Origin of the sequence: Parabacteroides hominis (assembly GCF_014287585.1) — a bacterium.
GTDB lineage: Bacteria > Bacteroidota > Bacteroidia > Bacteroidales > Tannerellaceae > Parabacteroides > Parabacteroides hominis.
On record NZ_JACOOJ010000008.1, the window covers coordinates 1 to 16,568 of the forward strand.

Here is a 16,568-nt window from a genome sequence, read left to right on the forward strand (position 1 = left end):
CTTTGCCTTCTTCGCTATAGCCTTTAACATCAAGAAAATGTGTGCAAAACTCGCTAAAGAAGGTTATACAACCCTTTATAAGCTGATTTATACCCTATACAGCCGACGGAGAACCCATTGCAGAACGAAAATGGCAATTATTACTTATACAACTCGGAAAATTGCGGCATAGAAAAATACTATATCGGGAAAAGGAGGAAACGATATAAAAAGAGGATGTGTCGGTTTTGACACACCCTCAACGTATTTGCATTCATTTGCCGAACTTTGCTTCATCAATCGATTGAGAACAATAATGTTAAACTTAAAAATGAAGCAAAATGTATATAGACAACGAAAACTTCGACAAGTGGATGGAACGACTGTCGAAGAAACTAACTGAAATCGGGCAAGACCTCAAATCTCTTATCAATACTGACACAGTATTCGATAAAAATGAGAAACTGCTGGATAATCAAGACTTAGCCTTTCTGTTGAAAGCATCTTTCAGAACCTTGCAACGCTATCGGGCAAAAGGTGTACTTCCCTACTTTACCATTGGACGAAAAACGTACTATAGAGCCAGCGACATCCGGGCTTTTGTTCGTGAATATGCCGATTCTCAAACCTACAAACAGTTTGAAAAAGCCAATCAGTTGGCTAATCAGCCCTGATAGCAAAAAGTAGCAGAGGAAAGAAGCCTGTGTTCAGGCTATTCCTTTGTGCTACCACCCCGATTTAGCACAAACTGCTTCACCTATCGGTTCAGCCCGTTTCGCTAAATCGAGCAAGAGGGAACTGGACAAGTCCTGTTCTTCCCTCTTGCCCTGCGGGGCAAAGCCTTCGGCTTTAGCGTGTTACAAGAACACGCTGTAATGACACCTGTAATAAGCATTTTCTTTGTAATGCTTATTATCAGGTATTTATCTATTCATATTTCTATAAAAAAGTAATTATCATGCCAAATAGCAGTCGAAAAACGATATTCACTACCATTTCCATAGACAAGGAAACGGCAGCTTTGGTAGAGAAAATATGCAAACGCTATTCACTGAAAAAGAGTGAAGTTGTAAAGTTGGCGTTCGGGTATATTGATAAGGCACATATCAACCCATCCGAAGCGCCTGAATCTGCGAAATCAGAACTAGCGAAAATAAATAAGAGACAGGATGATATTATTCGCTTTATTCGTCACTACGAGGAAGAACAATTGAATCCCATGATACGGGCAACAAATTCTATCGCTTTGCGTTTCGACGCTATCGGCAAAACATTGGAAACTCTTATTCTCTCTCAACTGGAAGCCAGTCAGGAGAGACAAACAGCCGTGCTTAAAAAGTTAAGTGAACAGTTTGGTAATCATGCCGATGTTATAAACAATCAATCCAAACAGATTAATGCACTCTATCAGATACACCAGCGAGATTATAAGAAGCTACTTCACCTAATACAACTCTATTCGGAACTATCTGCTTGCGGTGTGATGGATAGCAAAAGGAAAGAGAATCTGAAAGCAGAAATCGGTAATCTGACAAATACATAGAGTTATGCACATAGATTTTGCCCCGCCATCAAATGGAACATATAATAATTCAGGAGGCTGCCGACAGTTAGCTAACTACATGGAGCATGAAGATTTAGAACGGATGGAGAAAGGTATCTATACCGAAGGTTTTTTCAATCTGACAGATGATAACATCTATAAATCAACCGTCATAAAAGATATAAATAGTAATATTGGACAACTGCTGAAAACGGATGCTAAGTTTTATGCTATTCATGTTAGCCCATCGGAAAAAGAACTCCGGGCTATGGGTAATACAGAGCAGGAACAAGCCGAAGCAATGAAAAGTTATATCCGGGAAGTGTTTATTCCTGCATATGCAAAGAACTTTAATAAAGAACTATCTGCATCGAATATAAAGTTCTATGGTAAAATTCATTTTAACCGTAGCCGTTCAGATAATGAATTGAATATGCATTGTCATTTGATTGTGAGCCGGAAAGACCAAACCAATAAGAAAAAGCTATCACCGCTTACCAATCATAAGAATACCAAGAAAGGGACGGTCATGGGCGGTTTTGACCGTGCAAATCTGTTCAAACAAGTGGAACAAGGCTTTGATAAACAGTTTGGCTACAACCGTCAACTAGTAGAATCATTTGACTATTGCAAAACTATGAAGAATGGTTCTATCTCCGAACAACTTGAATTACAGGAACAAGAAATCGCTGGCGAAAAGAAAAAAGAAACATTTCAATCCAGTGAAAAAGAAAACAAGATTTCTTGCAATCTTGATAGTAAGGGGGATAACAGTCACCCTTACTATCAACAAAATAGCAACGGTAGTGATTCTCTTTTGTCTATCTTTTCATTAGGAGATGGCAACAATTACAATACTACATTGGCAGAAGAATTACAAGCACAGAAACACAAGAAGAAAAAGAAAAAAGGGATAAGGCGATGATTGAATATGATGAAGTAAGACATGATATAGACTGCTACCTTATGGAGTAACCTTGAACCTCAATTATTAAATAAGTCCAAAGACTTTTTTTGCAATAAAGTCTTTGGACTCAATATTTAAGATAAAAGCCTTCTTATTTCAGCTTCCCATCCAGAACGATGTTCGATTCGTTTCTTAACAAGACTATTCTGAATTATCTCTGCTTTAGTTAGCTGAGAAAATTGTTCCCAATCATCCTCAAAAACATACGTCGCATTTCCATAAATTACATTCTCCATTATAAACAGATTTTTAGATGGAAACTTAAATACCAAATATCCTCTAAAGCCACCAGCTCCATAAACTAGCCCAGAAGGTCTAAACCGGAGAATCGTATCAATATTATGTTCTTGAACCTTTGCTTTTCCTGTTCTATTACTGGACAAGTCTCCAGCTAACTGAGCTAATCTAGTCCAAGGGTAGTCTCCTTCTGGAAGAATACGCCAATTAACCCTTGTGGTTGGAATTGACGATATCGCTGGAAGCAAATTTTCAGTAAGGATCTCACAAGAGCCAAATAATTCTAAAAACAAATTAATAACATGCTTAATTTTAGATACACTCAAATCATCTTTATGCAATAAAGGTGATGTAACATATAAGTCACCAGAAATATCTATGATTTTCAACTCTATTGAAGGGGCTGGAATATCTTCTCTCTGATACCTTTTATAAGGAACATCTACATAATGATAATCACCATGCCAGTCTTTTATACAAACTTCTCTATATTTAGTTTCCATAGGTAAGTCTCTCCTTTTTATGAAACTACCATTAGCATTTAGCCGAGAAACAGCACCTAAAGCACGAGGTAAAATCTGTTCTCCACTAATGAGAGGAATAGAAAATCCTAGAAGATTTAACTTATCGGCATTTATTTCACTTGCTTTTTTTGATACAAAAAAGTTATCATTGTCATGAATCCCAATCAGATAACTATCAATATTCCTAATACGTACTTTATCTATCATATTCTAACCTCTTGGAGGAAAAGGATCGTTACCATAACTATCTTTTTGTCTAATACGACCATCTTTTCCGTGAATTACTAACTCTGACTGCTCTTTCCGTGCAATCGTACGGGCAATTTCTATTGCTTCTTTTTGAGTTTGGGTAATTCTTGTCTTTTTACTATTACCCTCACCTCGCACGGCCCACTGATCACCAGAAGGCACGACATGTTGATTTTTATTCATAAAAATCAAATTAAAATTATTACTAAACAATAAATAAACGAGGGTTGTTATAGCATAAAAACATCAAAAGGACTTTGGATTTGCCGATTTTTGTTTTAGCTTTGCACGTGAAATAACGGGATTTCTTAAAAGTGACTACCTTCTAAGGAAGTTGCTACAACCCACAAAAACAATTTCTGAAATAGAGAGCAGCCGCCAAGTAGCTCTCTTTTCTTCTTTATAGTCGTTAACTACTATTTACTACACCATATTTTTATCTTTTAGTTTATTCCAGTTTAAAGTGTTCACATTAGCAAAGAAGGGTATTGCACCATATTTACCTTGCAAATAGCTCTTACGGATATCTACTCGCGGTTTAAAGTTTGCCAATGATGTTAGTTGAGTAGAGCCATCTCTTCCTTTTTCAACAAACCAAACCTCATCTGTACGAATCAAATCTATATCTAGTAAATGAGACTCATGTGTCGTACAAATTAGTTGAGTATTATTATCATTAGAAAGTTGTGAGAAATAATATTCAAATATTTTTTGAGACATTATTGGATGCATACTGCGATCTATTTCATCAATTAAATAGACTGCTGAATTGAATTGAAGGTCAATAAGCATTGGAATAAAATCTAACAATCGAATAGAGCCATCAGATTCTTCATCCATATCAAAAATGACATCCTCATCTTGACTATTTTTGTGTACAGTCATTTGCTTGTATATCTTAGTTTGTCCCTCTTTATCCGTTTCGAAAAAATATACAGATTGTTGATCAGAAGAAGCAACACAGCAGTTTTCATCCGGTTTAGCTTCTGATAGTATTTGTGATATTAGCTTTTTGGGTAAATCTGTTTCTTCCTTATTAGTTGCTACTTTTTTAAGGTCAGAAATGCCAGTATTAAAGAAACGCAATAATCTTTTGGTCACATTTGAAAACTCATCATCTTTTTCCAGTCGAAAGGACAAACCACGAAAACGAGTTTCTGGGAAAATAATCTTCAAATTATCATCAAACCAGTTATAAACGTTACTGATTGCAGTTACACCTTTCCCATTTCTTTTATGATATTCGGATAAAAAACTTTTATCTATCGGTGTTCCTTCTGATAGAAACTTCACAAATTGCTTAGATTCTTCGTTTCCTTCAATCTCTCCAAAGGAGTAATTAGCATAATCTACTTCTTGTATACGCTCAAATATTTTTTTCTTTGTCCTGCTACTAATTTGGTACAGCCATTCCTTCTTAATACCCTTAATGTTAAATATTACTCCATACGAGTAATACGAAGAATCTGCCTTAATCTCAATCTCCAATTTAGAATCCACTCTTTTTTCTGGTGCAAGCTTAAATACATCCCAGCTATTTTTAGGAAATCTTCCTAATGCAATATTCTTTAAAAGATTCACACAGCGAATCATGTTGGATTTACCAGAAGCATTAGCTCCATAAATAATAGATGATCTCAGAACCGATATATCATCTCTTTTTTCTGCTCTATATACATGTGCTGGAAGAGATGTACCTTTCCCTGCAATGAAACTAATTTCGGTTTCATTATTGAAAGATAGTATATTTTCAAATTTTGCTCTCAGTATCATAGCTGTCTTTATTTTCAATTTTAATGCAAACATACGACATTTTATGCAAATAAACAAGTATTTTCGTCTTTATTTAAAAAAAAACGCCAACAACTGATATTTAGCATAAAGTTTATTGAAAAAGTTGAAAAGATACAAGGAGGCTGTATAATACTTAAAAATATATGTTCTTTTCAATCTCTTGTTACAATAGTACTCAAATGGCAAGCAAAACTATGAGAAATTACTATAAAAAAATACCCTTATCAGCACTAAGAGTTATATAAAACAAGTTTATATCTTTGTAGATTCGAAAATAAAGAATTATCTTTGTATTCAGTATTCTCCATGAGCAAACTACCGCAAAAGCACGTAGAAAATTAGTGGGATAATTCATGGGATATGCTTGAAACTGAAAATATAAAGTTTTAAATATCAGCGTGATAACTCTCTTAGGAGAATCCCAGGCGGATCACTGAAAGACAAGTCAAAACAAGACTTTAAGAAGACAACTCCTACAATATCAAGGTATTGCAGGAGTTTTTTCTTTGTATAATGTCCGTGACTAAAGATACCAAAAGGTCACAAAAAGACATACTTTTATGACCAATTCGTGACCAATCCAATCTTTGGAAAAATAGGTCACGGGATGTCTGAAATTGGCTAAGTGTTGTCCCAATTTGTCCGTTCTGCAAATATCTCATTTTCAATCAATCAAAGTAATTTTGTAACTAAAAAAGTGAGATTATGAGAAGTACACGTAAAGTATTGTTCGACACAGGTTCAAGTCCTTTCCAGTTAATAACGACACAAGAAAGGGCTTGGAGCATATCGGACCTTACTATTACCGACTCTTTAAGTGGCCCTTTATGGTGGGGACAAGAAATAACATTTTATGGTTTTAATGTAAACAAGCCGATCAAGTTCGGAGGAAAAGCTCTAAACAATTCAAAAGTTTACTACGCCAAAGACGGGCTTTGGGATAGTATTTATAGTTCTTTTGATGTCTGGGGAATAACCGGAAATGCTTATTTCTTTGAGAATACCGTGATTATCGATTACAAGAACAAACTATTCAGGATAAAATAAAAAGACGCCCCATACTTCTTCATTTAGATGCAAGTGTAATTTGTTTCCAGCAATGTCGTATATATTCCCGACAATACAGAAAATAGATTACACTTGCATTTAAACAAAAACACATTGGCATCTCACATCAAACCTGTGCCAAAGCCTGATCCAGGTCATCAATGATATCATCGATGTATTCGGTTCCGACACTCAGGCGCACAGTGGAAGGAGTGATATGCTGTCCGGCCAACTCTTCCGGAGTCATTTGAGAATGGGTAGTCGTATACGGATGGATCACAAGACTCTTCACATCAGCCACATTGGCAAGAAGGGAGAATATTTCGAGCGAATCGATAAACTTCCAGGCCGCTTCCTGCCCGCCTTCGATCTCGAAAGTGAAAATACTTCCGGCGCCTTTCGGGAAATACTTTTTATAAAGTTCATGGTCCGGATGGTCCGGAAGAGCCGGATGGTTCACCTTGGTTACTTTCGGATGCTTGGATAAATAGTCGACGACTTTCAGAGCATTGGCAACATGACGCTCCACACGGAGAGACAACGTTTCCAGACCTTGCAACAGGATAAAAGCATTGAAAGGCGAGATCGCGGCCCCGGTATCACGCAGAATGACAGCCCGGATGCGAGTGACGAAAGCTGCCGGACCCGCCACGTCGGCAAAGACCGCCCCATGATAGCTTGGGTCCGGTTTGCCCAAAGTCGGGAACTTATCGGCATTTGCTTTCCAGTCGAAATTACCACTGTCAACAATCACCCCTCCCAAGCTCGATCCATGTCCGCCGATAAATTTGGTAGCCGAATGGACGACAATATCAGCTCCATGCTCGATCGGACGGATCAGGTACGGAGTACCGAACGTATTATCGACGATCAACGGGATATTATGACGGTGAGCCACCTCCGCCACAGCATCGATATTGGTAACATCAGAATTGGGATTGCCGAACGTTTCGACATACACCGCTTTCGTATTCTCCCGGATAGCAGCCTCCAACGCCTGCAAGTCATTGACATTTACAATCGTATGAGTAATGCCCTGAGCCGCTAACGTATGCGTAATCAGATTGAAAGAACCGCCATATAGATTGTCGGCAGCCACTATATGGTCGCCCACCCCAAATATATTTTGCAAGGCATACGTGACAGCCGCCGCACCGGAAGCCACCGCCAGACCAGCCACTCCCCCTTCGAGAGCGGCGACACGCGCTTCGAAAACACCCTGTGTCGAATTGGTAAGACGGCCATAAATATTCCCTGCATCACGAAGGCCAAAACGGTCTGCCGCATGTTGTGAATTATGAAATACATAAGATGTTGTCTGATAAATAGGGACGGCGCGTGCATCTGTTGCGGGATCGGCCTGTTCCTGCCCTACATGAACCTGTAATGTCTCGAAATGTAATTTCTTTGTTGCCATAGTCGTATTATTTTAAATTGTTCTTCTTGCTTATTTTCCAGCAAAACTATAACAGACAGAAATATCAAACAAGATATACGGAAAATACAGAAAATAACGCTATTTTTACAGCCAACAACAGAACGCATAAACTGTATTAAGATCAAAAAAAGGATTCCGATAGAATTTTATTCTTATGAACACACTTGAGAAATTAGACAAAGTAGACTTGCAGATCCTCCGTACCCTGCAAACGAATGCCCGGCTTACCACAAAAGAGCTCGCAGCAAGTGTCAACCTCTCGTCGACACCCGTATTCGAACGCCTGAAACGCCTCGAAAACGGAGGATATATAAAGAAGTATATTGCTGTGCTGGACGCCGAAAAGCTAAACCAGGGCTTCGTGGTCTTTTGCAGTGTCAAGTTGAGAAGATTGAACAAAGAGATTGCGGCGGAGTTCACAAGAATCATACAGGAGATTCCGCAAGTCACGGAATGCTACAACATATCGGGGAGTTACGACTACCTGCTGAAGATCCATGCACCAAATATGAAGTATTACCAGGAATTTATCCTGAACGTATTAGGCACGATCGACAGCCTCGGCTCGCTCGAAAGCACTTTTGTGATGGACGAGGTGAAGCATGAATACGGAATCCATATTTAACACGCCGCCCCGCCCATATCTTGCATTTATTTCTTCAAGGCATAAATCCGCTGGATGATGTCCACGACCTTCATGCCTTCCAGTACGTTGGTCGTGATACATTCCGAACTTGCACCGGAAAGGACACGAACCACATTACGGATCACGAAATTATGGTTCTGGGCGGACCCTTTATAAGGGCCGTAATCATTTCCCGGATTCGTCGGCGCCAGTTCCGGCATCTCATAATCTTTGATATGGCAGTATTCGACTTCGTTCATATACTGTCCGCCGATTTTCACGCTGCCGTTCTCCGCAACAATCAGCATACTGCTTTCCATGTTCTTGTTCCAGACAGAAGTGGAATAGCTCAGGCTCCCCATTCCCCCGTTCACGAAGTTGAAATTCACAAAACCCGAATCTTCAAAAGCCGTGAGTCCGGCATGGTTGAAATCGGCAAAGCGAGCCTGAATATTGCAGATATCCCCGAAGAGCCAGTACATAATGTCGATGAAATGGGAGAACTGGGTGAAAAGCGTCCCCCCATCCAAAGCAGCATCGCCATGCCAACCTCCGGGCTTATAATAACGCTCGTCACGGTTCCAATAGCAATTCAACTGGACCATATAGATTTTGCCTAACTTGCCGGAATCCACCATCTCCTTGATCCAGACGGAAGGAGGAGAATAACGGTTTTGCATGACGCAGAACACTTGTTTACGGTATTTCAGCGAAGCATAGACCACCTTCTCGGCATCGGCAAGCGTCAGTGCCATCGGTTTCTCGATAACGACGTTGCAACCGGCTTCGACAGCCTGGATGGCCATTGCCGCGTGCAAGCCGTTCGGAGTACAGACATTTACGACATCTATGGAAAGTCCGCTTCGCAATAATTCCGTAAAGGAAGAGAAAAACGGAACATCGTATGCCTCAATACCCAATTCTTCACGGGGACGAATATCACAAAGGGCCACCAATTCGGCTCCCGGATCGCGTGTCACCATCTCGGCATGACGTTTGCCGATATGACCACAACCGATTACTGCGAATTTTATCTTTTTATCCATAATCACTTTAGTTTAGTGAGGGTATCTGTTATATATTGCTGTTGTTCGGATGACATCTCCGTATGGATGGGTAGGGAAAGGACGGATTCGCACAACCGGGCGGAGATGTCCAAACAGCCGGATATACGGGAGATGTGCCGATAGGCTTCCTGATGATGTACCGGTAGAGGATAATAGATCATAGACGGGATCCCCTGTTCTTTCAACAGATGTTGAAGAGCATTCCGATAACCGTCTTTCACCTGAACCGTATATTGATGATACACATGAGTTGAGAAGGTAGATCTTACCGGAATAATCAACGAATCACAGGAAGACAAGGCTTCATCGTACCGAGAGGCAACCTGCCGGCGGACTTCCGTGAACTCCTCCAAATGCTTCAACTTCACATCCAGTACGGCAGCTTGCAAGGTATCCAGACGGGAGTTACATCCGATCCGCTTATGATGGTATTTGCATTCCTGGCCATGATTGGCAATCATGCGGATACGGGTAGCCAACACCTCGTCGGAAGTCATCAACGCACCTCCGTCGCCATAGCAGGCCAACGGCTTGGACGGGAAAAAGGAAGTCGTCCCGATATGTCCGATCGTTCCGGCCTTTCGTACCCTCCCGTCGGAAAACGTATAATCGGCGCCGATGGATTGGGCGTTATCTTCCACGACATACAGATGATAGGCATCTGCCAAAGCCATGATCGGCTCCATATCGCAGGATTGTCCGAACAGGTGGACGGCCACGATCGCCTTTGTCCGCCCCGAAACAGCCGCTTCTATTTTCCGGGGATCGATATTGAAGGTCCGGGGATCGACATCCACAAGCACGGGCGTCAGCCCTAACAAAGCGACAACCTCGGCTGCCGCTATATAAGTAAATGCCGGTAGGATCACCTCATCGCCGGGCTGAAGTTCCAGTGCCATCAGGGCGATCTGCAAAGCGTCCGTCCCGTTACCGCAAGGGATCACGTATGGAACCTGAAGATAGCCGGCCAGATGCCCGGCAAAGGTTTTCACCTGCGGACCATTGATAAAGGCACAACCGTCGATCACCGCCTGCATGGCCTCATCGATCTCCTCTTTGAAGCGGAGATATTGTCCATGCAAGTCGACCATCTGTATCTGTTCTTCAAACATTGTATTATCTATTTCACTTCGCTGCCCGGTTTCACCTCTTTTTCAGGAGTGATGACAGCCAGCTTGCCGTCGAAGTTTTCTGCGGAAAGGATCATCCCTTCGGAAACGATACCTTTCAGCTTGCGCGGAGCCAGATTAGCGATGAAGCAAACCTGCTTGCCCACAAGGTCTTCCGGCTTGTAATGCTGGGCGATACCGGAAACGATCGTACGTTTTTCCAGGCCGTCATCAATACGGAACTGCAACAGTTTGTCCGCCTTAGGCACTTTCGTACATTCCAAGATAGTTCCGACACGTATATCCAACTTTGTAAAATCATCGAAAGCGATATTTTCACGGATCGGTTTTGCCTTATAACTGGCCTCTTCGTTTGCTTTCTTGGTGTCAAGCAGCTTTTGCACCTGCGCTTCGATCACGGAGTCTTCGATCTTCTCGAACAAGAGTTCGGATTTGCCCAACTGGTGACCGGCTTCCAACAGGTCGGTCGCCCCCAAGCGGTTCCAGCCTAACGGTTCGACATTCAGCATCTTGTTCAATTTTTCCATGCTGAACGGCAGGAACGGTTCGAATGCAATAGCCAGGTTAGCCGTGATCTGCAAAGCTATGTTCATGATCGTGGCGACACGTGCCATGTCGGTCTTTGCCAACTTCCAGGGTTCGGTGTCAGCCAGATATTTGTTACCGATACGCGCCAGGTTCATCGCTTCTTTCTGGGCGTCACGGAAATGGTACGTATCTAACAGACGTTCCACGTCGGCCTTTACATTCGCGAAATCGGTCAATGTCTGACGATCATAATCGGTCAGCTCGCCAGCAGCCGGCACCTTGCCTTCGAAATACTTTTCGGTAAGCACCAAGGCGCGGTTGACGAAGTTACCCAGGATGGCAACCAGTTCATTGTTATTGCGTGCCTGGAAATCTTTCCAGGTGAAATCGTTGTCTTTTGTTTCCGGAGCATTGGCTGTCAAAACATAGCGTAGCACATCCTGCTTACCCGGCATATCCACCAGATATTCGTTCAACCAGACAGCCCAGTTGCGGGAAGTGGAGATCTTGTCGCCTTCCAGGTTCAGGAACTCATTGGCCGGTACATTTTCCGGCAGGTTGTAAGAACCTTCGGCTTTCAGCATGGCCGGGAACACGATACAGTGGAACACGATATTATCCTTACCGATGAAATGCACCATCTTGGTTTCAGGATCTTTCCACCATGTTTCCCAACTTTCGGGAAGTAGTTCTTTTGTATTGGAGATATATCCGATAGGAGCATCAAACCAGACATACAGCACCTTTCCTTCCGCACCTGCCACCGGCACAGGAATACCCCAGTCGAGGTCGCGGCTTACGGCGCGAGGTTGCAATCCCATATCCAGCCAGCTCTTGCACTGTCCGTATACGTTCGGTTTCCATTCCTTATGCCCTTCCAAAATCCACTGGCGCAGGAACGGTTCCCATTTGTCCAAAGGCAGATACCAGTGTTTGGTCTCTTTCATCACCGGCTGGCTGCCGCTGATAGCTGATTTCGGGTCGATCAGGTCCGTCGGGCTCAAAGATGTACCGCAGGCTTCGCACTGGTCGCCATAGGCTTTTTCATTGCCGCAATGAGGGCAAGTCCCGGTTATATAGCGGTCTGCAAGGAACTGCTTTGCTTCCTCGTCGTAATACTGTTCGCTTGTTTTCTCGATAAATTCACCTTTATCATATAAGGTACGGAAGAAATCCGACGCCACCTGGCGATGCGTAGCCGAAGTAGTGCGGGAATAAATATCAAAAGTGATACCGAAATCCTCAAAAGACTTCTTGATAATACCATGATAGCGGTCCACCACATCCTGCGGCGTAATCCCTTCTTTCTTCGCTCTCAACGTGATAGGCACCCCATGTTCATCCGATCCACCAATCATCAAAACCTCTTCCCCCTTCAGGCGAAGATAGCGTGCATAAATATCAGCAGGCACATACACCCCGGCCAAATGACCGATATGCACCGGCCCGTTCGCATACGGCAACGCCGTAGTTATCAGCGTTCTCTTAAACTGTTTTCCCATACCTTGTGTTCTCTTTTTGAGGCACAAAGGTAAGGAATAATTTGGTTAGATGGAAAAGATTAGTTCCCTTTTCAACCATCATTCAACTATCATAAATCACCTGTTTAACCATCATTTTAGCCGTTTCACGGCTAAAAAAGCGAATCATGATAGTATGACAGTTGTTTTCGCAATCAATAATATGTTTGCAGAATAATAGAACGATTGTAAGAAGATTTGAACCACAAATAATGATTTATATATGAGCTAACAGACAAAGCTGCGCCTTATGCCGTAGGCTCTCTTTTGCCGTCTGCTGAAGCAGACGGTTTAAAAGATTTAGAGGTAAAGCCTCTTCCTCTGTGGACTTCAGTCCCTTTTCATATTATTATATTTAAAGGGGTTAAAAACCCACAGAGGAACCGGCAAAGCCGGAATAATCATCTGTCCGTCTGCTGAAGCAGACGGCAAAAGAGAGCCTACGGCACACCATCCATATTATACACCGGTAAATCATCATTTGTGGTTCAAATCTTCCAGAATATGAGTCTGATAGACGCAAATATAATTTTGACGCGGATTTAGCGAATAACGCGAATTAAACACCTGATACATATTTCTTATCCGCGTTATCCGCGAAATCCGCGTCAAAAAATCCTGTTTATTTATTTTAATCTGCGTCTATCAGACTCAAACCTCGTATGTGAAGTTGTTCCAATAGATGCCTGTCGCTTCCCGAAAAGACAGGCATCGGTTGCCGGATAGATGCCGACCTTTTTCCTGCTACCCTATAGGCTTTTCCCGGACAGGCTAAAGGCTGTATTTTTTAGCCTATAGCCTATATTTTACGGGACAGGAACCAATCCGATCCCTTATATGACAAAACTAAAAAACAGGGTTCACGGCGGTAAAAGGCTAATGGCCAGCGATTTGTTGTGAAGGCTGTGAAACCGGTTTACAATCATCCAATCCTATCGATCGATCCCGTCTTTTTTTATCTTGCATTCACAGGGTTCACAGCAACATGCTGATCTATAGAGTCTCCCGAACAGTGTGAACCCTAATTAAATAAAATAACCAGAGGGTATTTAGAGGATAATCTAAGAATATTTGAACATTTATCTGTTACTTTTGGCTTGATCCAAAAGTAACCAAAAGATCAAGGCTTAACCGTCCGGTCTACTCCGGGCAAAGACTCCGCTTGACGCCCGTCCGCTTAGGCCTTTCTTAAAAAGCTCCGCTTTCTCTTGGGATTGCCGATACCCCCTGTTATATAAGTATAGCTATCAGTATCGGCATCCCCAAAGCACCATCCGCCTCTCTTTTGCCGTCTGCTTCAGCAGACGGTTTAAAAGGTCTGAAGGCTAAGCCTCTTCCTCTGTGGACTTCAGTTCCTTTCATCTATTGTATTTAAAGGGGTTAAAAACCCACAGAGGAACCGGCAAAGCCGGAACAATCATCTATCCGTCTGCTGAAGCAGACGGCAAAAGAATGCCTGACTTTTTACTAAAAGCCGCCGACTTCTTTTTTATTCATATATCAGCTCCAGATCATCCAGCCATAAGGTACTGCCGTCACCACCAGTGAAATAGTCGCCGTACTTGCTGGCACTGGCGACAACTACAATATGTGTCGGTTTACGCGTCAGAGAGCGGTAGTCCAGTTTTAGCTTGAACTCTGTCCAGCCACTGACTGTTTCGCCGACAATCATTTCCTGGTAAGCGATGATATGTTCATCATTTTTATTAAACAATTGACGTTTTGACTTCTTTGTCTGAATACGTACAGGAGAACTCCAATCTCCTAAAGCGATATAAATATGCGCTTTATCATTCATTCCTTTCTGTGCATCCTCAAACTGGTCTCCCGGATCATCAGCAACCTGAGTGATCGGTGTACAAGTATATTTGAACCATCCTTTCAAGGAGGTCGGACGTGCGGTGAACGGACGCCCGAAATCAAGGATACCATCTGTTCCATCCGTTTTCACATATTCGCCGGCAAACAGGTTTCCGGCAGCAAACTTGATAATCACATTTTCCGAAGCTAACTTAATAGATCGTTTACCACCATGAGGTTTAGACTCGTCATAAACCGTCACATTCTTATTGGCAAGTGCGGACCCCGTATTTCCGGTATCCCAGAACATTTCGCCCCCTTCAGCATACACGAACCATATCTTTTTGGTATTCATCCACCAATCCTCAAAACCGGAGTTCGGCAACTGAGCCGCTTCATCCGTCACAAAAGAGGTAACATCGTAAGTTTGCGTACCGATAGTAGCCTTGTATTCATACTCGGTAGCCGGCATCAAATGACGCATAGCAGCCGAGAAGGTTCCGTCTTCATTGAACGTTATCTCATCTTCGAATACCTGATCCCAAACCTCTTCACCTTTTTGTCGATATTGGATATCGATAGTCGTACCTGCTTTTGCCACCCCACTCAGATAAGCACGTTTCGCCCATACGGAAAGACTTGCTCCTGTCCCTTCGTAATGAACGACGCTGACAGACCATGTTTCAGTTTCATCAAAAGCAGCCACTTCGAATCTACGGGTACGACGGAAATCGGTTACCGTTGTCGGTTCGGGAATAGTGGAAGCAATAGAGCTTCCCAATGTCATTTCTTGCACCTTCAGATTACCCAAATCCGTATCTTTACTCACATAGATAATCACCTTATGGTTCTCTTCGTCAACAATAGGAGTCCCGACCTGTACATCACTACCGTCAGCCGCCTTGATCGAGAATTTCCGCTGGATATTCCGTTTAGCCGATATTTGCCAGGGATAATCCTGATAAATCCGCAAGACAAAAGTCGCAGGTGACAGCAGGTTTATCTGCGTGTTAACTGTTGCAGGCAAACTATCGACAGAGACAAATCCCGAATCCGGGAAATGGGTGGCATCTTCACATGCCAGCGAATCAGGAATAATCACTGTGCCGGATGTTACCAAAAACTTCGTAATACGAAGCGTTCGCAAATCGACTGTATCATCCACCAGAATAGTGACATTTCTTTCCGTCTTGTCTATCGTGGAAGAAACAAAGCCATTCGTCTCGATCTCCTGTATCTCCGCTTTTACGACCGGATAGGGAATATCATTCTCTATACATCCTGCCAAAGCGCAGATAAGCAACAAAAGACATCCTTTTATATAGACTCTATACTTCATTTTTTTATAAATAGAAGGTAATACCTAAATTGATAGACAACAGGTTGATCTTAAAGTTCGCACCACTACTGGTTCGTTTACCGGTTTCTACCTGATTTGTTTTCTGATCGTACCATTTGAAGTCCAACCCTAACACATCTATTGCAGCCTCAACCGCTACATAATCGTTGATAAAGCAAGTGATTCCGGGCGCGACACCGAAATTCAGATTCTGTTTGATCTGGTGTGTTCCTTTCAGTTCATCGCCTGTACCGTCTTCCACATTGCTCTGTCCGTATCCGTAGGTCACACGGGCTTCATTAAACAAGCCAAAACGCTTGCTATCGCCTAAGTTCAGATAGGTACGGATAAAAAACGAACCCGAAACCATGTGCGATTTATCTTTATAGTCGGACAAATCGAAGCTCAGATCATCCCCCAAGTTCAAAGACAGATTTCCCAAGTCCGTCAGACCACGAGAATAAGCAACACGTCCACCAATTGCGATATTGTCGCGGATAAAATAGCTGACAACCGGAGATACTTTAAAAGTATATCCTGTACTGGAAACATCATCCATCACCAGCCATTTAAAATTATCGTCCGTATGTTCGGAATAAGAGAAGGAAGCTCCCACCATCCATTGTCCTTTCGGGATGAATGTCTTTTGCTCTATTCCACGATCAAACTTATTCCCTCTCGCCATTGCCGGTATGCTGCATACGAGCAATAGCATTATTAATATATGCTTCATTGTTTATTATTTGTTCAATTTGAATAGTTGGCATCATCGTTATCACTT

14 protein-coding genes and 1 pseudogene are annotated in these 16,568 nt (G+C 42.4%); 6 read left to right on the forward strand and 9 right to left on the reverse strand.

From position 1 onward, the window contains the following. The 4 genes and pseudogenes from H8S65_RS21385 to H8S65_RS06370 all read left to right on the forward strand — a co-directional run. Window positions 1-172, forward strand: a pseudogene (locus H8S65_RS21385) (IS5/IS1182 family transposase); the annotation flags it as partial. A gap of 148 nt (window positions 173-320) precedes the next feature. After that, window positions 321-653, forward strand: a complete 333-nt coding sequence (locus H8S65_RS06360) for a helix-turn-helix domain-containing protein (RefSeq protein WP_186929162.1) — start codon at window positions 321-323, stop codon at window positions 651-653. A 284-nt stretch (window positions 654-937) separates the two neighbouring features. Further along, entirely contained in the window at window positions 938-1,522 is a 585-nt protein-coding gene (locus tag H8S65_RS06365; RefSeq protein WP_186929163.1) for a BfmA/BtgA family mobilization protein, read from the forward strand. Window positions 1,523-1,526: 4 nt separating this feature from the next. Further along, window positions 1,527-2,447 carry a DUF5712 family protein gene (locus H8S65_RS06370; protein WP_186929164.1) on the forward strand — a complete coding sequence of 307 codons (921 nt, stop codon included), beginning with the start codon at window positions 1,527-1,529 and terminating at the stop codon, window positions 2,445-2,447. A 116-nt stretch (window positions 2,448-2,563) separates the two neighbouring features. Here the strand turns inward: H8S65_RS06370 and H8S65_RS06375 are convergent, their stop codons facing one another. From H8S65_RS06375 to H8S65_RS06385, 3 genes are all read right to left on the reverse strand, one after another. Beyond that, complete coding sequence (locus H8S65_RS06375) at window positions 2,564-3,457, reverse strand: hypothetical protein (RefSeq protein WP_186929165.1); 894 nt, start codon at window positions 3,455-3,457, stop codon at window positions 2,564-2,566. A 3-nt stretch (window positions 3,458-3,460) separates the two neighbouring features. Continuing rightward, a complete protein-coding gene (locus tag H8S65_RS06380) occupies window positions 3,461-3,682 on the reverse strand; it encodes a DUF2188 domain-containing protein (RefSeq protein WP_182114903.1) in 222 nt (73 codons plus the stop codon). Between the two features lie 240 nt (window positions 3,683-3,922). Further along, the gene (locus H8S65_RS06385) at window positions 3,923-5,272 is read right to left on the reverse strand and encodes an AAA family ATPase (protein ID WP_186929166.1); all 1,350 of its coding nucleotides are present in this window, start codon (window positions 5,270-5,272) and stop codon (window positions 3,923-3,925) included. Between the two features lie 726 nt (window positions 5,273-5,998). Here H8S65_RS06385 and H8S65_RS06390 point away from each other — a divergent pair. Next, window positions 5,999-6,340 carry a hypothetical protein gene (locus H8S65_RS06390; RefSeq protein WP_255489052.1) on the forward strand — a complete coding sequence of 114 codons (342 nt, stop codon included), beginning with the start codon at window positions 5,999-6,001 and terminating at the stop codon, window positions 6,338-6,340. Between the two features lie 127 nt (window positions 6,341-6,467). On the opposite strand, the gene H8S65_RS06395 is transcribed toward H8S65_RS06390, so the two are convergent. Next, window positions 6,468-7,757, reverse strand: a complete 1,290-nt coding sequence (locus H8S65_RS06395; RefSeq protein ID WP_186929167.1) for an O-acetylhomoserine aminocarboxypropyltransferase/cysteine synthase family protein — start codon at window positions 7,755-7,757, stop codon at window positions 6,468-6,470. Window positions 7,758-7,932: 175 nt separating this feature from the next. On the opposite strand from H8S65_RS06395, the gene H8S65_RS06400 reads away from it, so the two are divergent. After that, complete coding sequence (locus H8S65_RS06400) at window positions 7,933-8,403, forward strand: Lrp/AsnC family transcriptional regulator (protein ID WP_148479333.1); 471 nt, start codon at window positions 7,933-7,935, stop codon at window positions 8,401-8,403. A gap of 26 nt (window positions 8,404-8,429) precedes the next feature. Here the strand turns inward: H8S65_RS06400 and H8S65_RS06405 are convergent, their stop codons facing one another. The 5 genes from H8S65_RS06405 to H8S65_RS06425 form a co-directional block, all read right to left on the reverse strand. Continuing rightward, a complete protein-coding gene (locus H8S65_RS06405; RefSeq protein WP_186929168.1) occupies window positions 8,430-9,449 on the reverse strand; it encodes a Gfo/Idh/MocA family protein in 1,020 nt (339 codons plus the stop codon). Window positions 9,450-9,451: 2 nt separating this feature from the next. Next, complete coding sequence (locus tag H8S65_RS06410) at window positions 9,452-10,582, reverse strand: DegT/DnrJ/EryC1/StrS family aminotransferase (protein ID WP_186929169.1); 1,131 nt, start codon at window positions 10,580-10,582, stop codon at window positions 9,452-9,454. 8 nt (window positions 10,583-10,590) lie between these two features. Continuing rightward, window positions 10,591-12,630: a methionine--tRNA ligase gene (metG, locus tag H8S65_RS06415; RefSeq protein ID WP_186929170.1), complete on the reverse strand. Its 2,040-nt coding sequence runs from the start codon at window positions 12,628-12,630 to the stop codon at window positions 10,591-10,593. A gap of 1,507 nt (window positions 12,631-14,137) precedes the next feature. After that, window positions 14,138-15,787 (reverse strand): PCMD domain-containing protein, encoded by a 1,650-nt coding sequence (locus tag H8S65_RS06420; RefSeq protein WP_186929171.1) that lies wholly within the window; start codon window positions 15,785-15,787, stop codon window positions 14,138-14,140. Between the two features lie 4 nt (window positions 15,788-15,791). Further along, window positions 15,792-16,520, reverse strand: coding sequence for a hypothetical protein (locus H8S65_RS06425; protein WP_186929172.1), 729 nt, complete (start codon window positions 16,518-16,520; stop codon window positions 15,792-15,794). Window positions 16,521-16,568: the final 48 nt, after the last annotated feature.